Annotated in this window: 18 protein-coding genes; 5 read left to right on the top strand and 13 right to left on the bottom strand. The window is 73.4% G+C overall.

The genetic code is table 11. The annotated features are described in order from the left end of the window. Nucleotides 1-17 precede the first annotated feature (17 nt). On the top strand, nucleotides 18-1,028 hold the full coding sequence (locus ACZ7L0_RS08480; RefSeq protein ID WP_471241661.1) for a Gfo/Idh/MocA family protein: 1,011 nt from the start codon (nucleotides 18-20) through the stop codon (nucleotides 1,026-1,028). Between the two features lie 257 nt (nucleotides 1,029-1,285). On the opposite strand, the gene ACZ7L0_RS08475 is transcribed toward ACZ7L0_RS08480, so the two are convergent. Further along, nucleotides 1,286-2,485, bottom strand: a complete 1,200-nt coding sequence (locus ACZ7L0_RS08475; RefSeq protein ID WP_471241660.1) for a D-alanyl-D-alanine carboxypeptidase family protein — start codon at nucleotides 2,483-2,485, stop codon at nucleotides 1,286-1,288. 151 nt (nucleotides 2,486-2,636) lie between these two features. Between ACZ7L0_RS08475 and ACZ7L0_RS08470 the strand changes: the two genes are divergently transcribed. Both ACZ7L0_RS08470 and ACZ7L0_RS08465 read left to right on the top strand, forming a co-directional pair. Beyond that, nucleotides 2,637-4,109, top strand: coding sequence for an ABC transporter permease (locus ACZ7L0_RS08470; RefSeq protein ID WP_471241659.1), 1,473 nt, complete (start codon nucleotides 2,637-2,639; stop codon nucleotides 4,107-4,109). Nucleotides 4,110-4,137: 28 nt separating this feature from the next. After that, complete coding sequence (locus ACZ7L0_RS08465; protein WP_471241658.1) at nucleotides 4,138-4,824, top strand: ABC transporter ATP-binding protein; 687 nt, start codon at nucleotides 4,138-4,140, stop codon at nucleotides 4,822-4,824. 28 nt (nucleotides 4,825-4,852) lie between these two features. On the opposite strand, the gene ACZ7L0_RS08460 is transcribed toward ACZ7L0_RS08465, so the two are convergent. Then, nucleotides 4,853-5,839: an aldo/keto reductase gene (locus tag ACZ7L0_RS08460; protein ID WP_471241657.1), complete on the bottom strand. Its 987-nt coding sequence runs from the start codon at nucleotides 5,837-5,839 to the stop codon at nucleotides 4,853-4,855. A 66-nt stretch (nucleotides 5,840-5,905) separates the two neighbouring features. Beyond that, on the bottom strand, nucleotides 5,906-6,232 hold the full coding sequence (locus ACZ7L0_RS08455; protein WP_471241656.1) for a nuclear transport factor 2 family protein: 327 nt from the start codon (nucleotides 6,230-6,232) through the stop codon (nucleotides 5,906-5,908). Between the two features lie 137 nt (nucleotides 6,233-6,369). Between ACZ7L0_RS08455 and ACZ7L0_RS08450 the strand changes: the two genes are divergently transcribed. Continuing rightward, the gene (locus ACZ7L0_RS08450; RefSeq protein WP_471241655.1) at nucleotides 6,370-6,915 is read left to right on the top strand and encodes a DoxX family membrane protein; all 546 of its coding nucleotides are present in this window, start codon (nucleotides 6,370-6,372) and stop codon (nucleotides 6,913-6,915) included. A gap of 102 nt (nucleotides 6,916-7,017) precedes the next feature. Here ACZ7L0_RS08450 and ACZ7L0_RS08445 read toward each other — a convergent pair whose 3' ends face one another. The 6 genes from ACZ7L0_RS08445 to ACZ7L0_RS08420 all read right to left on the bottom strand — a co-directional run bounded on the left by ACZ7L0_RS08445 (nucleotide 7,018) and on the right by ACZ7L0_RS08420 (nucleotide 14,972). After that, on the bottom strand, nucleotides 7,018-8,400 hold the full coding sequence (locus tag ACZ7L0_RS08445; protein WP_471241654.1) for an FAD-binding oxidoreductase: 1,383 nt from the start codon (nucleotides 8,398-8,400) through the stop codon (nucleotides 7,018-7,020). Between the two features lie 127 nt (nucleotides 8,401-8,527). After that, nucleotides 8,528-8,992, bottom strand: a complete 465-nt coding sequence (locus ACZ7L0_RS08440) for a lipocalin-like domain-containing protein (protein WP_471241653.1) — start codon at nucleotides 8,990-8,992, stop codon at nucleotides 8,528-8,530. 22 nt (nucleotides 8,993-9,014) lie between these two features. Continuing rightward, the gene (locus ACZ7L0_RS08435; RefSeq protein ID WP_471241652.1) at nucleotides 9,015-10,079 is read right to left on the bottom strand and encodes an aldo/keto reductase; all 1,065 of its coding nucleotides are present in this window, start codon (nucleotides 10,077-10,079) and stop codon (nucleotides 9,015-9,017) included. A 9-nt stretch (nucleotides 10,080-10,088) separates the two neighbouring features. Beyond that, nucleotides 10,089-12,038 (bottom strand): acyltransferase domain-containing protein, encoded by a 1,950-nt coding sequence (locus ACZ7L0_RS08430; protein ID WP_471241651.1) that lies wholly within the window; start codon nucleotides 12,036-12,038, stop codon nucleotides 10,089-10,091. Between the two features lie 50 nt (nucleotides 12,039-12,088). Continuing rightward, nucleotides 12,089-14,632, bottom strand: coding sequence for a type I polyketide synthase (locus ACZ7L0_RS08425; protein WP_471241650.1), 2,544 nt, complete (start codon nucleotides 14,630-14,632; stop codon nucleotides 12,089-12,091). Beyond that, nucleotides 14,622-14,972, bottom strand: coding sequence for a phosphopantetheine-binding protein (locus ACZ7L0_RS08420; RefSeq protein WP_471241649.1), 351 nt, complete (start codon nucleotides 14,970-14,972; stop codon nucleotides 14,622-14,624). Before ACZ7L0_RS08420 ends, ACZ7L0_RS08425 begins: the two co-directional genes overlap by 11 nt. Before the next feature lie 317 nt (nucleotides 14,973-15,289). Here ACZ7L0_RS08420 and ACZ7L0_RS08415 point away from each other — a divergent pair, with 317 nt between their 5' ends. After that, the gene (locus ACZ7L0_RS08415) at nucleotides 15,290-16,522 is read left to right on the top strand and encodes a cytochrome P450 (RefSeq protein WP_471241648.1); all 1,233 of its coding nucleotides are present in this window, start codon (nucleotides 15,290-15,292) and stop codon (nucleotides 16,520-16,522) included. A 118-nt stretch (nucleotides 16,523-16,640) separates the two neighbouring features. Here ACZ7L0_RS08415 and ACZ7L0_RS08410 read toward each other — a convergent pair whose 3' ends face one another. The 4 genes from ACZ7L0_RS08410 to solA are packed head-to-tail and all read right to left on the bottom strand — an operon-like array spanning nucleotide 16,641 to nucleotide 20,900. After that, a complete protein-coding gene (locus ACZ7L0_RS08410) occupies nucleotides 16,641-18,068 on the bottom strand; it encodes an aldehyde dehydrogenase family protein (protein WP_471241647.1) in 1,428 nt (475 codons plus the stop codon). After that, complete coding sequence (locus ACZ7L0_RS08405) at nucleotides 18,068-19,165, bottom strand: phenylacetate--CoA ligase family protein (RefSeq protein WP_471241646.1); 1,098 nt, start codon at nucleotides 19,163-19,165, stop codon at nucleotides 18,068-18,070. Before ACZ7L0_RS08405 ends, ACZ7L0_RS08410 begins: the two co-directional genes overlap by 1 nt. Before the next feature lie 53 nt (nucleotides 19,166-19,218). Then, the gene (locus tag ACZ7L0_RS08400; RefSeq protein ID WP_471241645.1) at nucleotides 19,219-19,725 is read right to left on the bottom strand and encodes a flavin reductase family protein; all 507 of its coding nucleotides are present in this window, start codon (nucleotides 19,723-19,725) and stop codon (nucleotides 19,219-19,221) included. 32 nt (nucleotides 19,726-19,757) lie between these two features. Further along, on the bottom strand, nucleotides 19,758-20,900 hold the full coding sequence (gene solA / locus ACZ7L0_RS08395) for an N-methyl-L-tryptophan oxidase (protein ID WP_471241644.1): 1,143 nt from the start codon (nucleotides 20,898-20,900) through the stop codon (nucleotides 19,758-19,760). Nucleotides 20,901-21,071: the final 171 nt, after the last annotated feature.

The following is a 21,071-nucleotide window of genomic DNA, read 5'->3' as shown; positions in this document are numbered from 1 at the left end:
GGTGAGCGAGGGCGGGGATGGCGGAGCAGAGGGTGCGGTGGGGGATTCTGGCGACGGGCGGGATCGCCGCCGCGTTCGCGGCGGACCTGGTGGACCTGCCGGACGCGGAGATCGTGGCGGTGGCCTCGCGCGGCGAGGAGTCCGCGCGGGCGTTCGCGGAGCGGTTCGGGATCCCGCGGGCGTACGGCGACTGGGAGAAGCTGGCGGGGGACGAGGACATCGATGTCGTGTACGTCGCCACCCCGCACTCGGCGCACCGCGCCGCCGCCGGCCTGTGTCTGGAGGCGGGGCGGAACGTGCTGTGCGAGAAGCCGTTCACGCTGAACCTGCGCGAGGCCGAGGAGCTGGTCGCGCTGGCGCGCGGGCGGGGTCGCTTCCTGATGGAGGCGATGTGGATGTACTGCAACCCGCTGGTCCGGCGGCTGAAGGCGCTGGTCGACGACGGTGCGATCGGCGAGGTCCGCACCGTGCAGGCCGACTTCGGCCTGGCGGGTCCCTTCCCGCCCGCGCACCGGCTGCGGGACCCGGCCCTCGGCGGCGGCGCGCTGCTCGACCTCGGTGTGTACCCCGTGTCGTTCGCGCAGTTGCTGCTCGGTGAGCCGGCCGATGTCGCCGCGCGCGCGACGCTGTCCGCCGAGGGCGTCGACCTGCAGACGGGCGCCCTGCTGTCCTTCGACGGCGGCGCGCTGGCCTCGGTGCACTGCTCGATCGTCGGCGGTACGTCCGTGTCGGCGTCGGTGACCGGTTCGCACGGCCGGATCGACATCCCGAACGGCTTCTTCCACCCCGACCGCTTCGTGCTGCACCGCGACGGCCGCGACCCGCAGGAGTTCGCCGCCGATCCCGCCGACGGGCCGCGCAGCAGCCTCAGGCACGAGGCGAAGGAGGTCATGCGGGCGCTGCGGGCCGGTGAGAGGGAGTCCCCGCTGGTCCCACTGGACGGCACCCTCGCGGTGATGCGGACGCTGGACGCGATACGGGAGCGGATCGGCGTGCGGTATCCCCTGGAGGTCCGAGCGGTGGGGTGACGAAGGGTCCTGGACCCCACGGTCCGTCAACTCCCCGACCTGCACAACCGGAATTTCAACGTCCGTACTATTGCGGCCGATAGCGGCCCTATGCTCAAATTTCCTCCACCAGAGCTTCACAGTTGGAGCACTGGGGTCCGCCGACCACACCGAGGGGGGAGGCGGCAGCCGTTCCACGGCACCGGAGTGGGGGTGGGTCCCGCGCCCGAGCGCGGGGTACGCACCGGTGAGTGGAACGGCTGCCGCCTGAAATCGGCCTACTCCGGCTTGTCCGCCTCCGGTTTCGCCTCGGGCTTCCCGCCGGCCGCCGCCACCGCCCTGCGCCGCCGCAGCGCCCACGCTCCCGCACCGAGCAACGCGACCGTCCCCGCGGCCCCTTCCAGCACCCGCCAGGCCGAGGAGCCGCCCGCGGCCGAGCCCGGCGCCCCGGCCGCGGCCTCGGCGGCCTTGCCCGCGGGCTTCGGGCTCGGGCTCGCGCTCGCCCGCGCCCCGCCCTCGCTGAGCGGCTCGGCCAGCGCGCCGACGGCCCGCGCCGAACGCCCCTTGCCGAAGCCCCAGTCCAGCAGCGCGGCGGTCTCCTCGTACACGGCGTTGCCGCCGCTCTTGGGGTGCATCACCGTGACCAGCAGGGTGCGCCCGCCCCGGACGGCCGCGCCGGTGAAGGTGTTGCCGGCGTGGCTGGTGTAGCCGTTCTTCACACCGATCAGGCCCTCGTACGTGTCGAGGCCCCACGCCCCCGTCAGCAGCCGGTCGGTGTTCTGGATCTGGAAGGTCTTCTTGCCGCCCGCGGGGAAGTCGGCGGTGCGCGTACCGCAGTAGGCCCGGAAGTCGCCGTCCTTCAGTCCGTGCCGGGCGAACAGGGTCAGGTCGTACGCCGAGGACAGCTGGCCCTTGTGGTCGAAGCCGTCGGGGCTGACCACATGGGTGTCCAGGGCCTGGAGGTCCTCGGCCCTGGCCTGCATCTCGGCGACCGTCTTCGCCAGCCCGCCGTTGAGGTGGGCGAGGACGTGCACCGCGTCGTTGCCGGAGCGCAGGAACACGCCCTGCCAGAGCTGGTGGACGGTGTAGGTGATGCCGGGCTTGACCCCGACCAGGCTGGAGCCGGCCGGTACGTCGGCCAGGTCGGCGTCGGTGACCTTGTACCGCCGGTCACGGTCCAGCTTCTCCAGCACGGTGTCCGCGAACAGCATCTTCAGCGTGGACGCGGGCGCGAGCCGCCGGTGGGCGTTGAACGAGGCGAGCACCTCTCCGGTGTCGTGGTCGGCGACGAGCCAGGAGCGGGCGGTGAGTTTCTTGGGCAGCCCGCCCGCGTCGCCGCTCACCTGGATTCCGGTGCGGGCCAGCCGCTCCCCGCCGATGGCCGTCGCGGCGGAGGCGGGGGTGGTGGCCGACAGGGGAAGGGCGGCGGCCGTCAGACCGAGGGCGGCACGCCGACTGAGCCGGGAACAATCACGCATCCGGGGACCGTACACCGCGCCCGCCATACGAAAATCTGATCTCCTACCCGGTTTCTCAGCCCTGACACATGTTTTACCCAGGCCCGCTCAAAGGTTCCTACCTAATTTGAGGCCGCGCCCACAGCGGGCGCCAAGAACCTCGAGGAACGGGATGTTTGGCATCTATCTCAAGCGCGAGCTGAGCCGGCGCAAGAAGGCCGCTCTGGTGATCGCGATGGGTCTGGCGCTCGGAATCGCGTTGGTCATCACCGTCAGTTCGGTGTCGGCCGGCATGCAGCAGGCGCAGGACAAAGTCCTGAAATCGCTCTACGGCCTCGGTACGGACATGACCGTCACCAAGGCCCAGTCGGCACCCAAGGCCGGCAGCTCGCAGGGCCCGAACTTCAAGTTCGACGCCAAGTCCAGCGGCAAGTCCTCGCAGAGCTCCGACCGGGTGATGACCCAGGGCGGTCAGACCCTGAAGTCCTCGCTGGTCGAGAAGGTCTCCGCGCAGAAGGGCGTGGACAGCGCGGTCGGCGCGCTGACCCTGAACGTCACCAAGGTCGACGGCTCCTTCACCCAGGGCAAGGCACAGAGCTCCAGCGGCAGCGGCACCCAGAGCCAGGGGCAGGGCGCCCCGGGCGGCAGCGGCACCAGCGGCGGCCAGCCGCAGGTGCAGGGCGGCGGCGCCAACTTCAACGTCAACAGCTACTCGGTGGCCGGTGTCGACGTCACCGACCAGGAGCTCGGCCCGCTCGCCGCGATGAAGATCACCTCCGGCAAGACCTTCACCTCGGCGCAGACCAGTGCCAAGGTCGCGGTGGTCAGCAAGTCCTACGCCAAGGAGAAGAAGTACAAGGTCGGCTCCACCTTCAAGATCTCCGGCACCAAGTACACCGTCATCGGCATCGCCACCCCCGACAGCAGCGAGTCCACCACTGACGTCTATCTGCCGCTGAAGCAGGCGCAGACGCTGGGCGACGCCAAGAACAAGGTCACCACGATCTACGTCAAGGCGACCGACTCCCAGCAGATCTCCGCGGTGAAGAAGGAGATCCAGTCCAACATCTCCGGCACGACGGTCACCACCTCCTCCGACCTGGCCTCCACCGTCTCCGGCTCCCTCTCCACCGCCTCCGACCTCGCCTCCAGCGTCGGCAAGTGGCTGTCCATCGCCGTCCTGGCCGCCGCCTTCCTGGTGGCCGCGCTGCTCACCTCCTCGGCGGTGTCCCGGCGCGTGCGGGAGTTCGGCACCCTGAAGGCGCTCGGCTGGCCGAGCCGCAAGGTCACCCGCCAGGTGGTCGGCGAGTCCATGGTCAACGGCCTGATCGGCGGCGCCCTCGGTATCGCCCTGGGCCTCGCCGCCGCCTACACGGTCACCGCGATCAGCCCGAAGCTCACCGCGCAGCTCGGCAGCAGCGGCGCCGGCATGGGCGGCCCCGGCGGCGGTGGCCCGGGCGGTGGCGGCCCCGGCCGGCAGGCGGCCTCCAACACCATGGAGATCGCCCTGTCCGCGCCCGTCTCCCTCACCACGATCGCGCTCGCGGTGGGCCTGGCGGTCACCGGCGGTCTGATCGCCGGCGCCATGGGCGGCTGGCGTGCCTCCCGGATGCGCCCGGCCGACGCCCTGCGTAGCGTCTCGTAACCCCTCTGCTTCCCCTTACGGAGTTCCCATGTACAGACTCACCGGCGTCACCAAGCGCTACACGCGCGGCAAGGAGACGGTGGAGGCGCTGCGGGGCGTCGACCTCACCATCGCCGACGGCGACCAGCTCGTCATCCAGGGCCCCACGGGCGGCGGCAAGTCCACCCTGCTGCAGATGATCGGCGGCCTGGACCGCCCGTCCGAGGGCAGCGTGGAGCTCGACGGCGTGGACCTCGCGCACATCAGCGAGGCCAAGCTGACCCGGCTGCGCGCCGAGAAGATCGGCATCATCTTCCAGGCGTTCAACCTCATCCCGACGCTCACCGCGCAGGAGAACGTCGAGACCGCCCTCGTCCCCCTCGGCGTCAAGCCCGCCGAACGCCGCGAGCGCGCGGCCGAGGCGCTGCGCTCGGTCGGCCTCGGCGAACGCCTCTCCCACGTCCCGTCCGAGATGTCCGGCGGCCAGCAGCAGCGCGTCGCCATCGCCCGCGCGCTGGTCAAGAAGCCGAAGGTGCTCCTCGCCGACGAGCCCACCGGCAACCTCGACGAGGGCACCCGCGACGACATCATGGCCCTGCTGGAGGGTCTGTGGCGCGAGCACGGGCTGACGTTCATCATGGTCACCCACGACTCGTCGATCGCCCGCCGCGCCCCGCGGCTGGCCACCATCAAGGCCGGTCAGATCGCCCTGACCGAGCAGAGCGTGCGCTTCTGACAGGTTCACCGGTCCCCACCGGGGCCGCTCACCTCCCGAGTATCCGGTCGACCTCGGCCAGCTGCCCGGCGGTGAGCGGCCCCTTCCGCAGTGCGCCCGCGTTCTGCTCCGCCTGGTCCACCGAGCGGAAGCCGGGGATGGGGACGGTGCGCGGGCTGCGCGCCCACAGCCAGGCGAGGGCGCCCTGGGCGGGGGTGCGGCCGTCGCTGGTGAGGACGTCCCGCAGGGCGTCGACCCGGGCGAGCCACTCCGGGTCCGCCCCCGTTCCGTCGCCGAAGCCCCGCAGCCAGGCCGGCGGCCGGCTGCGGATGTCACCGGCTTCCAGCGCCTCGCCCGTCCTGCGCTTTCCGGTCAGCAACCCCATCGCGAGCGGGCTCCGGTTGATGCTCGCGAGGCCCGACTCCTCGCACAGCCGCACCATGTCGGGCGCGTCCTGCAAGACGTTGAGCGCGTGCTGTACGGCCGTGCAGTGCTCCCCCTGGGCGAAGACCGCGGCGCGGGCCGGGTCGTCGGTGCTCCAGCCGTAGGCACGGATGAGCCCTTCGCCCACGAACTCCTCGCAGGTGTCGCGGAGTTCGGCCGCCCGCCGCGGATCCGCGTCGGACAGGTGCAGTTGGTAGAGGTCCACGTAGTCGGTGCCGAGGCGGCGCAGGGACGCGGTGAGCGCGCGGCGGGCGTATTCCGGGGAGTCGTCGGCGCCGGTGAGGGTGCGGGTGTCCTCGTCGAAGACGTTGCCCCACTTGGTGGCGACGACCACGTCGGCCCGCCGCTTGCCGAGGGCCCGGCCGAGGACGCGCTCACTGTGTCCGGCGCCGTAGGTGTCGGCGGTGTCGAAGAAGGTGATGCCCAGGTCGATGGCGCGGCGGACGGCCCGTACGGACTCCTCGTCGTCGACCTTGCCCCAGCCGAGGGGCTGCCCGTCGGCGGCCTGCCACTCGCCGCCGATGGCCCAGCAGCCGAAGCCGAGGGCGCTCACCTGGATTCCGCCGCGTCCCAGTGTCCTGTCGCTGTTCATGAGAAGGGACGCTAGGAGTTGGAGCGCACACGAGGGCAAGCCCTTACGGCCATGCGGCGACGGCGGTCATGCCTGCCCGGTCTCGAACCGCGAGATCCGCCCGTCCTCCTCCACCACGAAGGTCCACCGGGTACGCATCTCACCCCAGGTGTCGTTGCGGTAGCGGGCGACGAGGACAAGGCCGCCGCGGGACTCGTTGTCGACCTCCATATGCCCGTGGGAGGAGAAGATCTCCCGGTCGATCCAGTCGGCGAGGTCCCGGTCGGAGCCGTCGTCGGACATGGTCGCGCCGGGCGCGAGGAGCGCCATGAAGCCCTCCCGGTCATGGGCGTTGACCGCGTTGACGAAGGCGCGGACGGCCGGATCGCTGAGCTTGGCTGTCTGAATCGTCATGGCAGTCAGAGTCACACCGCGGCCTGGGACCCGCCACCCGAACAGCGCGCCGGGGGGGGCCCGCCGGGTGTGGACGGTGCGACGGTGGAAACGCGTGTGGGGACTGTTCCTGCCGACCACCTGACTGGGGAGCGACCGTGACCTGTTATGACCGACGCGATCTGGGCCTGCTGCTGCTCCGGTTGGGTACCGGCGGAGTGCTGGCGGCGCACGGCGCGCAGAAGCTGTTCGGGTGGTTCGGCGGGGGTGGCCTCGAAGGAACCGGCCAGTTCATGGAGTCGGTGGGCTACGCACCGGGCAAGGCGAGCGCGACGGCGGCGGGGCTGGCGGAGGCGGGCGGCGGCACGCTGCTGGCGCTGGGCCTGGCGACCCCCGCGGCAGGCGCGGCGGCGGCCGGCGCGATGGCGGGCGCGGCGGCGGTGCACATGCCGAACGGCTTCTTCGCCCAGGAGGGCGGCTACGAGCACGCCGCCAGCCTCGGCCTGGCCGCCGCCGGCCTCGCCGTCACCGGCCCCGGCCGTCTCTCCCTCGACCACGCCCTCGGCCGTGTCTTCGACCGGGGCTGGATGGTCCCGGCGGCCCTCGGTGTGACGGCGGCGGCGACGGCGGTCGTGGTGGGGGCCCGGAACAAGAGGCTGCAGAAGGCCAAGGAGGGCGAGCAGGAACCCCTGTTCGAGGAGTGACCCGGCTGTTCCCCGAGGGGGCAGCGGCCAATGAGGCGGCGGACGGCACCCGTGGGCAAGCTGGCCCCGGCCCGGGGGATTGGTAGGCCGGGGCCAGGTCTGTCAGGCCGTCGGCGGCAGCGGGATGTCGTGGGCGTGCCGGAAGAGGTTGTGCGGGTCCAGGCTCGACTTGAGGGCCTGGAGCCGGGTGTAGGTCTCCGGCTCGAACAGTTCGCGGACCTGGGACTCGGGGACGGGCGTGCCGTCGTTGTAGACGAAGTTGAGGCTGCGGCCCACCGTCCACTGCTTGAGGGCGTCGTAGACCCGCTGGTGGACCGGGCGCGCCGCCTCCGGCGGGGCCGCCATGCCGCCGGTCATCAGCCGGAGCACGTACTGGGCCGAGCGGCCGCCGACCGCGTTGGGGTGGGCGGGGTGGCGGGACAGGGCGCCACCCAGGTGACGGATGTCGATGATGCACGGGACCGGGGCGCCCGGGCCCGCCAGGTCGATCAGGGTCTGGAGGGCGACCGGGTCCAGTTCCCGCAGCAGCACGTTGCCGCCGAAGTAGGCGTGCGAGAACGTCGGGTCGTGGTAGACCGATCCCGCCTCCTCGTACGGCATCTCCCGTACCGAGTCGATCAGCCGGGGACCGAGCGCACGCAGCGGCTCCACCAGGCGCTCGCCCTCCTCCGCGCTGCCGTTGAAGACGAGCCGCACATGGGCGACGTACTTGCCGCGCAGCGGCTCGGGGAACGCGGGGGCCGGCGGGTAGCCCATCAGCCCGATCGACGAGGTGAGCTGCTCCGGCACCGTCAGCGTCCACTCGCGGTACGCCCGCAGCAGCTCCACCGGGTCGTCCGCCTCGAAGTACAGGCCGCCGCCGTAGAAGCGGGCCACCGGGACCAGTGCCGTCTCCACCGCGGTCACCACGCCGAAGGCGCCGCCGCCGCCCCGCAGCGCGAAGAACAGGTCCGGGTCCGACGTCGCCGTGACGTGGCGCAGGGTGCCGTCCGCGGTGACCACGTCCAGGGAGCGGACGTGGTCGCAGGCGTAGCCGAACTCACGGCCCATCAGTCCCGTGCCGCCGCCGAGCAGATAGCCCACCACGCCCACATGGGGCGCCGAGCCGTTGAGCGGGGCCAGGCCGTGCGGGGCCGCGGCCTTGATCACCTGTTCCCAGCGCACGCCCGCCTCGACCCGCACGGTGCGGGCCTCCGCGTCCAGTTCGAGACCGGTCATCCGGTGCGTGCTGATCAGCACCCCCTCCCCGCGCAGCGCGGTGACGATGCCGTGACCGGTGGAGTGCACGGCCACCGGCAGGTCGTGGTCGGCGGCGAACCGTACCGCCGCGCGCACGTCGTCAGCGCACGTCGCCCCGACGATCACGGAGGGTTCGTGCCGGAAACCGGCCTGGAAGCCGGACCGCTCCTCGTTGTAACCCTCGTCGCCCGGCCGCAGCACAGGGCCCTTCACCTGCCCGGTCAGGCCTTCCAGGTCGACGCTCATCTGCTCGTTCCTTTCCAGGGGGAGTCGGCTGCCACCCTGCCGTCCCCGGTGTCGTCAGTCCATGAACGGACGTGTTTGCACACCGCGCCGGTTGACCGGCGCGGGTCGATCGGTGGTGCGGCGCCGGTCAGTCGGTGACGCGGCGCCAGCGGAGCACACGCAACTGGGGGCGGCCCACCAGGGCCCGGCCGCGCAGCTCCAGTTCGTCCCGGTCGACGAAGACCAGGTCGCGGATCTGCTCCGAGCCCAGCCACGACCGCTCCGGCGCCAGCTCGATCGTGTGTACGACGCGGTCGCCGTCCCGGCGCCATGTGCCCGCGTAGCTCATGTAGTCGGGCCGCTCGGGCCGCGCGGGACCGGTGCGCATCATCGTCACGGAGAGCCGGCCGCCCGGCGCGTAGACCAGCAGGCCCGTCGGTGCGGGCCCGAGCGGGCCCTCGTGCACGGTGCCGTCGTCGTCCAGGTCGTGGAAGGACCGCAGGGACCAGACGCCGGTCAGGTCCTCGTCGGTGTCCCACGGGCGGGCCGTGGGACCGGCTTCGCGTCCGGTGCTGTCCGGTGCGGTGCGCTGTGCTGACGGCGTGGGGTGCATCGGCGTCTCCCTTCCGGAGCGCTCAGGCCGCCGAAGCGGCGGGTTCGGGGGTGTCGTCGCCGGTCATGCCCCGCTGGGCCCGGCGGGTCGTCTCCTCCAGCGGCTCGGGCGGCAGGACGCTCACCTCGTCGAGGCGCGCGGTCTGCTCGTCGGTGAGGCGAAGGTCGAGGGCGGCCAGGTAGTCCTCCAGATGAGCGGGGGTGCGCGGGCCGATCACCGGCACGAGTGCGGTACCGCTGCGCCGGGCGCGGTGCAGGATCCAGGCGACGGCGACCCGGGAGGCGGGCTCCCCCGTCTCGGCGGCGACGGCCAGGACGGCGTCCACGACCGCGGTGACGCGGGCGCTGGACTCCGTACGGATGACCCGCCCGCCCAGGTCGGTCAGGCGGCCCGCGCTGCTCGTGCGGTACTTGCCGGTGAGCAGCCCGCCGCCGAGCGGCGACCACAGGGCCGCGCCGAGGCCCAGGGCCTCGGCCATGGGCAGCAGGTCGCGGTCGGCGGTGCGTTCGGCGAGGCTGTACTCGGTCTGGAGGCCGATCAGCGGGGACCAGCCGCGCAGCTCGGCGATGGTGGCGGCCCGGGAGACCCGCCACGCGGGGAAGTTGGACAGACCCGCGTAGAGGATCTTCCCGGCGCGCACCAGGTCGTCGAAGGCGGCCAGGATCTCCTCGACCGGGGTCACCGTGTCGGGGAAGTGCGCCCAGTAGATGTCGATGTGGTCGGTGCGCAGCCGCCGCAGGCTCGCCTCCAGCGAGCGGATCATGCTCTTGCGGCTGTTGCCGGGCTGGGGGCCGGCGCCGCGGGACGCGTCCCGCGGGGCCCCGGTGCCCAGGGTGTACTTGCCGGACAGTACGAAGGCGTCGCGGTCCGCTCCGACGAACTCGCCGACCAGTTCCTCGGCCTGGCCGCTCTGGTAGTAGTCGGCGGTGTCGATCAGGGTGCCGCCGGCCTCGGCGAAGCGCTCGAACATCCGGCGGGCCACGGCGGGCTCGGCCCCGGCTCCCCAGCGGGTGCCGAAGTTGACGGTGCCGAGCCCGTACTGGGACACCCTCAGGCCGGTCCTCCGTCCGAAGGCGGGAGTGCGCATGGGGTCTCCTCAGGCGGCCAGGGGGATGGTGGTCCGGTCGCCGGGGGCGGGGCCGAGCGCGGCCCAGCCGACCGGGGTGCCGGCCGTCCACAGCGTGCCGAGCGTGGTCAGCAGTCCGGCGGTTTCGGGAGTGCGGGCGCCGGGGTGCGGCAGCGACGAGAGGGCGGTGGTGCCCGGGGGCAGGTCGGGGCGGCGTTTGAGGAGTCCGGTCAGGGCGGGGCCCGGGCCGGTTTCCAGGAGTACTCCGGGCGTGTCGGCGAGCAGGGTGGCGACGGCGTCGGAGAACCGTACGGTCTGCCGCAGGTGCCGGGCCCAGTAGTCGGGGTCCGTGGCCTGTTCGGCGGTGATCCAGGCGCCGGTGACGCCGGAGACGAACCTCTGCGCGGGCGGGCGCAGGCCGATCCTGCCGGCGGCCTCGCGCAGCCGGTCGACACAGCCGTCCATCATCCTGCTGTGGAAGGCGTGCGAGACGCGCAGGCGGCGGCCGGGCGTGCCGGCGGCGGCGAGCATCTCCTCGACGCGCGCGACGCTCTCCTCGCTTCCGGCCAGCACGCACGAGTCGGCGGCGTTGACCGTCGCCAGGTCGGTGCCCTCGGCGAGGTAGGGGGCGAGCGCGTGCTCGGGGAGCGGGACCGCGAGCATCGCTCCGGGCGGCGCCTGCTGCATCAGCCGGGCGCGCAGGGCCACGAAGCGGAGGGCGTCCGGGAGGTCCATGACCCCGGCCAGGGTGGCGGCAACGTACTCGCCGAGGCTGTGCCCGGTCATCGCGGCGGGCCGCACGCCGAGCGCGATCAGGGTGCGGGCCAGGGCGTACTCCAGGACGAACAGGGCGGGCTGGGCGACCTCGGTCTGCCTCAGTCCGGCTCCCGTCGAGTCGTCCAGGACGGGGCGCAGGTCCATCCGGGCGACGCTGTGCAGCAGGTCGAGGCAGCTGTCCAGTTCCGCGCGGAACAGCGGGAGGTCGCGGGCGAGGGTGAGGCCCATGCGGCCGTACTGGGAGCCTTGGCCGGGGAAGACGAAGGCGATGGCGGGTGGCCGCCGCGCGAGGGGTGCCGGCGGCTCCTGCCGTGCTTTCTCCCGGGCCCGCTCCAGGCCCGTCGCCAGGTCCTCGTCGGTCTCCCCCACCGCGAAGGCGCGGTACGGGGGTGTCGGCGCGGTCACCGCCACCGCCCGGTGGGTCCCGGCCCTGACGTGCACCGTCTCGCCGGACGGCTCCTCCACCAGGAGGCCGCGAATCCGGGCGAGCAGCCGGTGCCGCTGATCCGGGGCGCGGAAGTAGAAGTGGCCCCCGGGCAGGTGGACGGTCTCGAACGGCCCCTCGGTGTGTTCCCGCCAGTTCTCCACGCGCAGGGTCTCGCGCTCCTGCTCGCCCGCGAAGACGGTGAGCGGGATCTCCAGGGGCGTGCCCGGCTCGAACCGGTACGTCTCGAAGATCCGCAGGTCGGCGCGGAAGGTGCCGAGCACCATGGCGCGCAGGGCGGCGTCCTCGTGCACCTGGGCGGGCAGGGCGCCCCAGCGCCGCTCGACCTCGGTGAGCAGTTCGTCGTCCGGGAGGGTGTGGACGGTCGTGGCGGCGCGCGGGTGGGGCGGGGGCGGGCTGGAGGACAGCAGCAGCCGGGTCGGCAGCGGCCGGCGCAGGCGGCGCAGGGCGCGGGTCACCTCGAAGGCGACCAGTCCGCCCAGGCTGTGGCCGAAGAAGGCGAACGGGCGCTGCGGGTCCAGCACCCCGACCACCGCGTCCACCAGCTCGGGCATGCCGGTGACGGGGGGCTCGGCGTGCCGCGCGGCCCGGCCGGGGAGCTGGATGCCGTGGACCTGGAGCTCGGGCAGTTCGTCGGCGAAGCGGACGTACTCGCCGGGTGAACCCCCTGCGTGCGCGAAGCAGTACAGGTCCGCGACGGCGTCGGGGCGGCGGGTGCGGGTGACCAGCCACCGGCCGGGTGGCGTACCGGCGTTCATGGGTGGTGCTCCTTTCGGGAGGCGGGGGCGGGGCGTCACGGCGGGGCCCGTCAGGCGACCTGGGCCGGTTCGGGGGTGCGCCCGCCGAGCCGGTCGGCGACCAGGGCCGCGAACTCGGCCGGGGTCTGCGCGTCGTACAGCACCGACGACCCCAGCTCCACCCCGAACCGCTCACGCGCCAGGGCCAGCAGTTGCGTCGCGACCAGCGAGTCCCCGCCCAGATCGAAGAAACCGGCGTCCGGCTCCACCGACTCCAGGCCCAGCGTCCGGGCGAACAACTCCGACACGACCGCCAGCGTGTCCGGACCTCCGGAGGCCCGCGGCACGGCGGCGGGGGCTTCCGGGGCCGGGGATGTCTGGGGCGCGGGGGCCGGCGAGGCCTGGGGCGCGGGCTCCACGACGTACCGCCGGCGCTCGAAGGGGTACGTAGGCAGTGGCACCTTGCGGCGCCGCCCGGCCCCGTGCACGGCGTTCCAGTCGACGGACAGGCCGCCGAGCCAGAGCCGGCCGAGGGCGGTGAGCAGGGCGGCGCGGGCGCCGAGCGCACCGGCCTCCTCGGGCAGAACGGGAAGCACCGTGGTGCCGAGGCCCTCGACCGGCGCGTCGGCGCCTGCCGTGCGGACCGGGATGCGCGGGTCGCGGCGGGTCGCACCGCCTTGCCCGTCGGCCTCGGGGTCGGCTCCGGCTCCGGCTCCGGCTCCGGCGAGGACGAGGCGTACCGCGTCCTCGACGGTGTACACCCCGGCCACGGTCTCGGCGACGAGCGCGCCGGTGCCGTGTCCCGCGACCGCCACGGCACGCACGCCCCAGGCCTGCCAGAGCCGGCCCAGGGCCAGCTCGGTGGCGAAGACGTCGAGGGCCTCCGGGACCTCCCCGTCCGGGTCGGCCGACCCCAGGCACTCCTCGACGGTGCGCCGGAACAGGGGCTCCGTGCGCAGGTCGCGGGTGCCGGCGAGGGTGGCGGTGCCGGGGAAGAGCAGGGTGACGGGGCCGACGGGGGCGGCGGCCGCGGAGTCGGCGAGGCGGCCGCGTTCCAGGCCGCCGAGGACGCGTACGGCGTCTGCGGTGCCGTCGACGACCGCGCAGCGGCGCACGGGCAGTTCGCGGCGGCCGGTCTGCAGGGTCCAGGCCACGTCGGGCAGCGCGCGTCCGGGGCGGTCGCGCAGCTCGGCGGCGAGCCGGCCGGTCAGCGTGTCGAGGGCCGTCTCGGTGCGGGCCGACAGGACGAGCAGCTGGGGTCCCGGCTCCGCCGCCTCCGCTTCGGCACCGGCGCGCACCGGCTCGGGTGCCTGCTCCAGGACCACGTGCGCGTTGGTGCCGCCGATACCGAAGGAGCTCACCCCGGCCCGCCGGGGGACGCCGCCGTCCGGGCGCCACTCGCGGACCTCGGTGACCACCTCGAAGGGGCTCGACGCGAAGTCGATCGCGGGGTTGGGCGCGGTGTAGTTCAGGCTCGGCGGCAGGACGGCGTGCTCCAGGGCGAGCACGGTCTTGATCAGTCCGGCGGCGCCGGCGGCCGCGTCGGTGTGGCCGATGTTGCTCTTCACCGCGCCGATGCCGCAGAACCCGGTGCGGGCGGTGTCCGCGCGGAACGCCCGGGTCAGGGCGGTGATCTCGATGGGGTCGCCGAGCGGGGTGGCCGTGCCGTGCGCCTCGACGTAGGTGACGGTGTCCGCGTCGACCCCCGCGACGAGCTGGGCCTCGCGGATCACGGCGGCCTGTCCGGACACGCTGGGCGCGGTGAAGCCGACCCGGTCGGAGCCGTCGTTGTTGACGGCGGAACCGCGCAGCACGGCGCGGATCCGGTCGCCGTCGGCCCGCGCGTCGGCGAGCCGCTTGAGGACCACGATGCCGACGCCGTCGCCGCCCACCGTGCCGCCCGCGGCGGCGTCGAAGGTGCGGCAGACACCCTCCGCGGAGATGATCCCGCCCTCGATGTACGGGCTCTCCTTGGCCGGGACGCGCACCGCGACGCCTCCGGCGAGCGCCAGGTCGCAGTCGCCGGACAGCAGCGCCTGCGCGGCGGTGTGCACGGCGACCAGCGAGGTCGCGCAGGCGGCCTGCACCACGACGGCGGGGCCGCGCAGGCCCAGCTTGTAGGCGACGCGGGAGGCCAGGTAGTCGGGGGCGTTGGCGACCAGGATCTCCATGTCGGTCACGGAGGGCAGCTCGTCCCGGCGCTCCTTGAGCAGCTGCGCGTAGGCCGTGTCGGTGCTGCCCGCGTACACGCCGACGCGGCCGGACTGCCGGTCCGGGTCCTGGCCCGCGTCCTCCAGCGCCTCGACCGCGCACTCCAGGAACACCCGGTGCTGCGGGTTGAGCAGGCGCGCCTCGCGCGGCGAGACGCCGAAGTAGTCCGCGTCGAACCACTCGGGGTCCTTCAGAAGGCCGCGCGCGGGCGTGTACTCGGTACCGCCGCGGGGCGCCGGGCGGCGCGGGAAACGGGTGACGGTCTCCCGGCCCCGTACGAGGTTGTGCCAGAACTCGTCGGCGTTGTCGGCTCCCGGGTAGCGGCACGCCAGGCCGACGACGGCGACCAGGCCGTCGTCCTGCCCGGTGTCCGCCCCGGCGCCGTCGACGCGGTCACTCGCCACGGCCGGGCCCTCCGAGTCCGGTGCGGGCGCGGCGCGCCGCGAGCCGGGAGCGGCCGCCCCCGGGGCGCCGCGCCGTACCGCCGAGCGGCTCCCCGGCGGCGCCGTCCCCGTCCAAGTGTCCGGCGAGCCCGCGCACCGTGGGGTACTGGAACAGGTCCACGAGCGGCGGTGTCGCGCCGAGGCGGGCGGTGATGCGGTCCTGCACCATGTGCAGCAGGACGGAGTGCCCGCCGAGGTCGAAGAAGTTGTCCTCGGCCCCCACTTCGGGCAGCTCTAGGACCTCGCACCAGATGCCGGCGAGGACACGCTCGGTGTCCGTGGCCGGGGGATGGGAAATCACCGGTCTTCTCCCCTGTGTCGCGCGGATGTATTGCGCCGGTTGACGGGGACGGCCGTGGCGCGGAGGACCGCGCCACTGTGCGACTGACGCACATCCTCGGTTGAACGGGATCCGTCACCGGGAAGCATCGTCCGACGGCCCTCTCCAGGAATTCCATCGCCGGTCTCATAAGCGGTCTATAGATCGGCCCGCCCGGGCCAGGGCCGTGCAATTGATCCCCTCTCAACAGGGACGATCCCGTGGGCAACTGCGGATCGTTGCCCATAGTTGAAATCGGCCCGTACTGTTCCGGGCGCTGTCTTCAGGGGAGGAAACTCATGACCGCGCAGACCATGACCGGCAGGCAGTTGCCGGAGTTCCCGCTCCGCAGCGTCGAACGGCGCACGGACGCGGCAGAGGAGTACGCGAGGCTGGCGGCCGGGGCCCCCGTCACCCAGGTGCGGCTGCCGAGCGGCCGCCCCGCGTGGCTGATCGTGGGCTATCGGGAGGTGCGTACGGCGCTCACCAACCCGCGGTTCTCCCGGAACGAGGCGGTCCGCGACCCGGGCGGGCACCTGCTGGCCGTGGAGGCGGCCGGCACGTCCATACTCAACCTGGATCCGCCCGCCCACACCCGGCTGCGCCGGGTCGCCGCGCGCGGCTTCACCGAGGCGCGGATCGCCGCCCTGCGGCCCCGCATCACCGAGATGGTGGGGGAGCTCCTCGACGATCTGGCGCAGCAGCACCCCGCCCCCGTGGACCTGTGCGAGGGCTTCTGCAAGGTGCTGCCGGTGCGGGTCATCGGCGAGATCCTCGGGGTGCCGCTGGCGGACCGGTACCGGATCGAGAAGTGGCGTGACGGCCTCGACGCGCCGATCACCGGGCCGGGTGTGCCGGACTCCTCGGCGCACGGCGAACTCCTCGACTACATCGACGAATTGGTGGCCGAGCGGCGCGAGCGGCCGCAGGACGACCTGCTGAGCGTGCTGGCCCGGGCGGGCGAGGACGGCGAGGAGGAGGACGTCCTGACCGACCGGGAGATCGCCGCGCTGGGCGGCACCCTGCTGGTCGCCGGCTTCGAGAACACCGTGGCGCAGCTCGGCCTGGTGCTGCGGGAGGTGCTGACCGGCCCGGAGGGGCCGCGTGGCCTGCCGCGGGACGAGGAGGCGCTGACGGCCGAGGTCGAGGAGCTGATCCGGCGGCTGCCGATCGGCGAGTACGGCGGCACGCTGGCCCGCAAGGCGACCGAGGACGTCGAGCTGGGCGGGGTCTCCATCAAGGCCGGTGACATGGTGATCGCCGCCGTGCAGGCCGCCAACTTCGACCCGGAGGCCTTCGCCGACCCGCGCCGCCACGACCCGGTGCGCGACACCGTCGCCCACCACCTGGCGTTCGGCTACGGGGTGCACCGCTGCCTCGGCGCGCCGGTGGCCCGGATCGAACTCCAGGAGTCCCTCAAGGCGCTGCGGGACCGGTTCCCCGGAATGCGGCTCGCCGTGCCGGCCGAGGAACTCCGTTTCCACGAGGCCGCGATCAACCGGCGTCTGGTGTCCCTTCCCGTAGTGTGGTGATCACGCTCGTCGACCGATTCCGGTCCACGGAGAATTCGATGCCCGTTCGTGGCCCGTGAGATACGGCGATGCCCGTCCCCAGCCGAGGACGGGCATCGCCGCTTGCGCATCCGCGGGGTCACCCGCGAATGACCCCCTTGGTGCGCATCAGGAAATGCGCGAGATAGCCGTCGTGCGGAATTCCCGTGTCGGTCCAGTAGGTGGGATGATCGCCGATGTACACGTTCGCGATGCTCGGCTCGTCGAGGAACGCGTCGATCAGTTCGGTGTCCTGCGTGTACGCGCCCAGGACCAGGGTGTCGCGCAGGGGTGCCACACCCTGCTCGCGCGACCAGGGGGCCACCCACACGCAGGGGAAGGGCAGTTCGGTGCCGACGCGGTCGTCGTCGGCGCTGTCGAGCTGGTGGACCACGGGGCGGAGTACCGCGCTCCCGTCGCCCAGTTCCTCGACGAAGCCGTCGCCGCCGAGGTGGCAGCGGGCGTCCCCGGCGCGGTCCCGTACGTACTTCTCCAGGGCACGCGCGGCGACCGCGGACTGCACCGGAAGGACCGCGTTCTCGTCCTCGGGCGGCAGGGCGGGCAGCGTCGCGAGCCGGTCGGCGATCGCCTCGGCGACGGGGGTCGGGTCGCCCTCGACCAGGACGGCCGTCGCGTTGACGCAGCCGGTGCCGCCGTGGTGGGCGATGGAGTCGACCACGGTGTCCAGGTGGGCGCGCCATTCGGTGTCCGCGGTCAGCAGCACCTTGGACCGGCCGGGGGTCAGCGGCAGTACGGCCGGGTCGTCGGCGTAGTGGCGGATGACCTCGTCGCTGCCGTACGCGAGGTCGGCGCCGGTCAGCAGCGCCTCGGCGGCGGCGTGGTCGGTGGGCAGCAGCACCACCTGGTCCTCGCCGAACCCGGCCATGCGCAACGCGCTCACCAGGCGGTGCGGGGTGAACGGCTCACGGCGCGAGGGGCGTACGGCGACGCGGTAGCCGAGGGCCAGGGCCTCGGGCCACAGGGTGTGGGTGCCGGGGTGGTTGCCGGCGGCGTGCACGGCGAACACCTCACCCCTGCGGGTCCACACGGCGCGCCCGGCACGGGTGAGCGGGTCGCGCCAGTCCCCCGCCGCGCCGTGCGGGCGGGCGTGCTGGAGGCCGCGGTGGAGCTGGGCGGTGCGGTGCAGCGCGGTGCGGGTGGCGGCGCGGACCACCGTCAGGGGGACGCCGGAGACCCGGCTGACCGTGTGCTCGTACTGGTCGACGGTGAGGCCGCCGATCGTTTCGGTGGCGAAGATGCGTCCGGCGCGCACGATCGCGGCGACCCGCTCGTCCGCGGGCAGCGGGCGGGCTCGGCGCAGCGCGGCCATGGTCCGGTCGACGTAGACGGCCGGGGCGAGGGAGAGTTCGGCCACCGGCCGCCCGGAGACGTCGGCGACGGGGGCGCGGGTGCGGGAGCGGTAGGGCCCCGAGGGCCCGAGAACGTCCAGCTGGACCGGGCCGCCGGGCGCCGCCGCCGGGGCTGTCGCGGGCTCGGGTGCCGTCGTTCGTGCGGGTGCCGTCGTCATCAGTAGACCCCCTCGATGACGGTCTCGTCCTCGAAGGTGGCGACCGGGGCGATGTCGGCGGCCGCGTCGCCGACCCGGCCGGGCAGCGGCTCGACGCGGGTGGCGAGGTCGCGCTCCAGGTTGTTGGGCAGGAACAGCGCCTTGGACACGTGGTTCATGACCACCTGGCCGCGCTCCCCGTACGCGACGGGGCGGCGGGTGGCCGGGTCGACGACGGAGAAGGTGACGTACGGCGAGAAGGTGTCGAAGACGCAGGCGTCGCCGGTGTCGCCCGCCCGCTGGCCCGCGATGCCGAGGATCATCGTGCTGCCGTAGTGCCCGTACAGGACGGTGTCCGGGAAGATCTCGGTGCGGTACAGGTGCAGGGTGTCGGGATCGAGCTGGGTGCCTCCCCAGCGGATGGCCCGCACCTTGTCGTTGACGAGCTTCACCAGGTCGTCGCGGCGCGCCAGGCGCTCCAGGAGGGCGGGGGTGATGGTGAGCACCCCGATGTCCTGGGTGCGCAGCACGAACTCCGCCTGGTCGATGACGTGTTCGGCGTACGCGTCGGCCTGGTCCTTGCGGCCCTCGGCGATGAGCTTCTTCACCCAGCGCGGGTCGAGGTCGACCTGGAAGCCGTACCGGCCGTGGGTGGCCGCGGACCGGCGGAAGATCTCGCCGACGATGTGCGGCCCGGACGGGGTCAGGCCCAGCCAGTCCACTCCGCGCGGGAAGCCGTGCTCGTCCAGGTTGGCGTTGCTCCACTCGACCAGCCGGTCGAGCCAGTCACGGGGGCAGACCACGCGCTTGGGCGCGCCGGTGGTGCCGCCGCTCTCGTAGACGCCGACGATGTCCGGGCGCGGGCCGTACCCCTTGGGGATCAGCTGGTGCACCGGGACCTTGCGCATCTCGTTCACGACGTTCGGGAAGAGGTGCAGGTCGGCGTGGCTCTTGATGTCCCTGCGGGGGTCGAAGTCCAGGGCCTTGGCCCGTTCGAGCCAGTAGGGGGAGCCGGTCTCGGGGCTGAAGTGCCACTCCATCGCCGCCTGGACGAACTCGTCCGGGTCGGGGCGGCTGTCGAAGGGAAGCTCCAGCAGGAGGTTGGCTGCGGTGGGCACGACGTCTCCTTGATCGGTCTCACGGTGGGGTGGGCGGGGCGCGGCAGGCCCGGTCAGCCGGGGGTGTGGAACGTGCGGTCGTACCAGACGAGCGCCTTGTGCGAGGCGCTGGTCCGGGTGCCGCAGATCGCACCGAGGACGAGGACGTGGTCACCGGCCTCCACGACCTGGGCGAGCCGGCAGTGCAGCGTCATCAGGGCGTCCGGCAGGTACGGCAGTCCGGTGCCCGGCCACTCGGCGAAGGTCCCGTGGGCGAACCGGTCCTGGCCCTGCCGGGCGAAGCCGCGGGCGATGTCCTGCTGGTGCCCGGCGAGGACGTTGACCACGAACTCGGGTGCGGCCAGCAGGTCGTCGTGGCAGCTGGAGGTGCGGGCCAGTCCCACCGACAGCAGCGGCGGGTCCATGGACACCGAGGAGACGGCGCTGGCAGTGAACCCGCGCCGCCGTCCCACCGCGTCCACGGTGGTGACGACCGTGACGGGGGCGGCGAGCAGCGCCATCGCGTCGCGGAACTCCTCGTTGCCGATGGGGGCGGGCCGCGCGAGTGCCTCAACAGTCATGATTACCTTCCGTCGCAGTCGGTCCGGGACCGTCAGAAGCGGTCCGGGGAGAGGAAGCCGGCATCGATCGCCGCGGGCTTGTGCTGCACCATGTCGGCGAGGAGCTCGCCGATGCCGGTGGCGTGCTTGAACCCGTGGGCGTTGCACCCGCCGGCGACCACGAGCCTGCGGTCCTCGCCGGGGCGTCCGATGACGAACTGGCCGTCGGGGGTCTTGGCGTACATGCAGACCGCGACCTTCGAGGGCACGTCCGCGAGGCCGGGCAGCTTCTCGGGGAGCAGGGAGCCGAGTTCCGTCCAGTCCCCGGGGAGGACCGCGCGGTCGTCGGTCAGCGGATCCAGCGGGGTGGGCACCCGGCCGTGCTCCTCCAGGCCCAGTTTGACGTCGTGCCCGTTCTCGGCGCCGTTGCCCCACAGCACCCGGCCGCCCTCGATCTCCCTCATGAAGACGGGCAGGTCGGCGAGGCCGAAGCCGTCCTCGTGGCCCGCCCGGGGACGGAACCAGGTGATCGGCATCCGGTACGTCTCCACGGGCAGGCCGGGCACCAGGGAGCCGAGCCAGGCGCCGGCCGTGACGACGACCTGGCGGACCCGCAGCGCGGTCTGGGCCGTGCGCACCACGGCACCGCCGGGCACCAGCTCGATCGCGTCGACACGGGTGCCGGTGTGGACCCGGGCCCCGGCGGCCCGGGCAAGGCCCACGGCGGCCCGCACCGACTCCTCCGGGCGCAGGATGCCGGCGGACGGCTCCCACACGCCGATGTGGTCGGCGGGCAGCGCGGCCTGCCGGGGGTAGCGCTCGCGCAGCCGGTCCGGGGTCAGGGTCTCCACCTCGATGCCGTGGACACGGGCCGCGCGCAGGGTGCCGCCCGCGATGAGACCGTCCTCGGGGCCGATCAGCAGGCCTCCCGAGGGAACGAACAGCCGCTGCCCGTGGGCCTGTTCCAGCTGGTGCCACAGCTCCAGGGAGCGGCGGGCCAGGGGGACCAGGTGGGGGTGTTCCAGGCAGGTGACGCGGAACATACGGGAGCCGCCGTGCGACGAGCCGAACGGGTGGCCCGGCTCGTAGCGGTCGAGTCCCACGGCTTCGACGCCGCGCGCCGCCAGCTGCCACAGGGCCGAGGCGCCCCAGGCTCCAAGGCCCACGACGGCCACTTCCGCGTCCCAACCGGCCATGTCCCCTCCTCGTTCGGGCCGGCCACGGACTGGCCGGCGACGTCCACCACACCACCCGGTGCGGGGGCGGGACGTGAGTAGCCACCACTCATCCGGTCCTCGGGAGGCGGGGCGGGGGCGAGTACCGCCTGAGCACCGCCCATTTGAGTACCGCTCACTCACGCTGCCCGG

It is taken from the genome of Streptomyces sp. NPDC039424 (genome assembly GCF_055639495.1).
This window is presented reverse-complemented; position numbering and strand designations above follow the sequence as displayed.

What these genes read in the sequence shown, in the direction of transcription:
- ACZ7L0_RS08480 (WP_471241661.1), top strand. Translation starts at nt 18, where the DNA reads ATGGCGGAGCAGAGGGTGCGGTGGGGGATTCTGGCGACGGGCGGGATC.
- ACZ7L0_RS08475 (WP_471241660.1), bottom strand. Translation starts at nt 2,485, where the DNA reads ATGCGTGATTGTTCCCGGCTCAGTCGGCGTGCCGCCCTCGGTCTGACG.
- ACZ7L0_RS08470 (WP_471241659.1), top strand. Translation starts at nt 2,637, where the DNA reads ATGTTTGGCATCTATCTCAAGCGCGAGCTGAGCCGGCGCAAGAAGGCC.
- ACZ7L0_RS08465 (WP_471241658.1), top strand. Translation starts at nt 4,138, where the DNA reads ATGTACAGACTCACCGGCGTCACCAAGCGCTACACGCGCGGCAAGGAG.
- ACZ7L0_RS08460 (WP_471241657.1), bottom strand. Translation starts at nt 5,839, where the DNA reads ATGAACAGCGACAGGACACTGGGACGCGGCGGAATCCAGGTGAGCGCC.
- ACZ7L0_RS08455 (WP_471241656.1), bottom strand. Translation starts at nt 6,232, where the DNA reads ATGACGATTCAGACAGCCAAGCTCAGCGATCCGGCCGTCCGCGCCTTC.
- ACZ7L0_RS08445 (WP_471241654.1), bottom strand. Translation starts at nt 8,400, where the DNA reads ATGAGCGTCGACCTGGAAGGCCTGACCGGGCAGGTGAAGGGCCCTGTG.
- ACZ7L0_RS08440 (WP_471241653.1), bottom strand. Translation starts at nt 8,992, where the DNA reads ATGCACCCCACGCCGTCAGCACAGCGCACCGCACCGGACAGCACCGGA.
- ACZ7L0_RS08435 (WP_471241652.1), bottom strand. Translation starts at nt 10,079, where the DNA reads ATGCGCACTCCCGCCTTCGGACGGAGGACCGGCCTGAGGGTGTCCCAG.
- ACZ7L0_RS08430 (WP_471241651.1), bottom strand. Translation starts at nt 12,038, where the DNA reads ATGAACGCCGGTACGCCACCCGGCCGGTGGCTGGTCACCCGCACCCGC.
- ACZ7L0_RS08415 (WP_471241648.1), top strand. Translation starts at nt 15,290, where the DNA reads ATGACCGCGCAGACCATGACCGGCAGGCAGTTGCCGGAGTTCCCGCTC.
- ACZ7L0_RS08410 (WP_471241647.1), bottom strand. Translation starts at nt 18,068, where the DNA reads ATGACGACGGCACCCGCACGAACGACGGCACCCGAGCCCGCGACAGCC.
- ACZ7L0_RS08400 (WP_471241645.1), bottom strand. Translation starts at nt 19,725, where the DNA reads ATGACTGTTGAGGCACTCGCGCGGCCCGCCCCCATCGGCAACGAGGAG.
- solA (WP_471241644.1), bottom strand. Translation starts at nt 20,900, where the DNA reads ATGGCCGGTTGGGACGCGGAAGTGGCCGTCGTGGGCCTTGGAGCCTGG.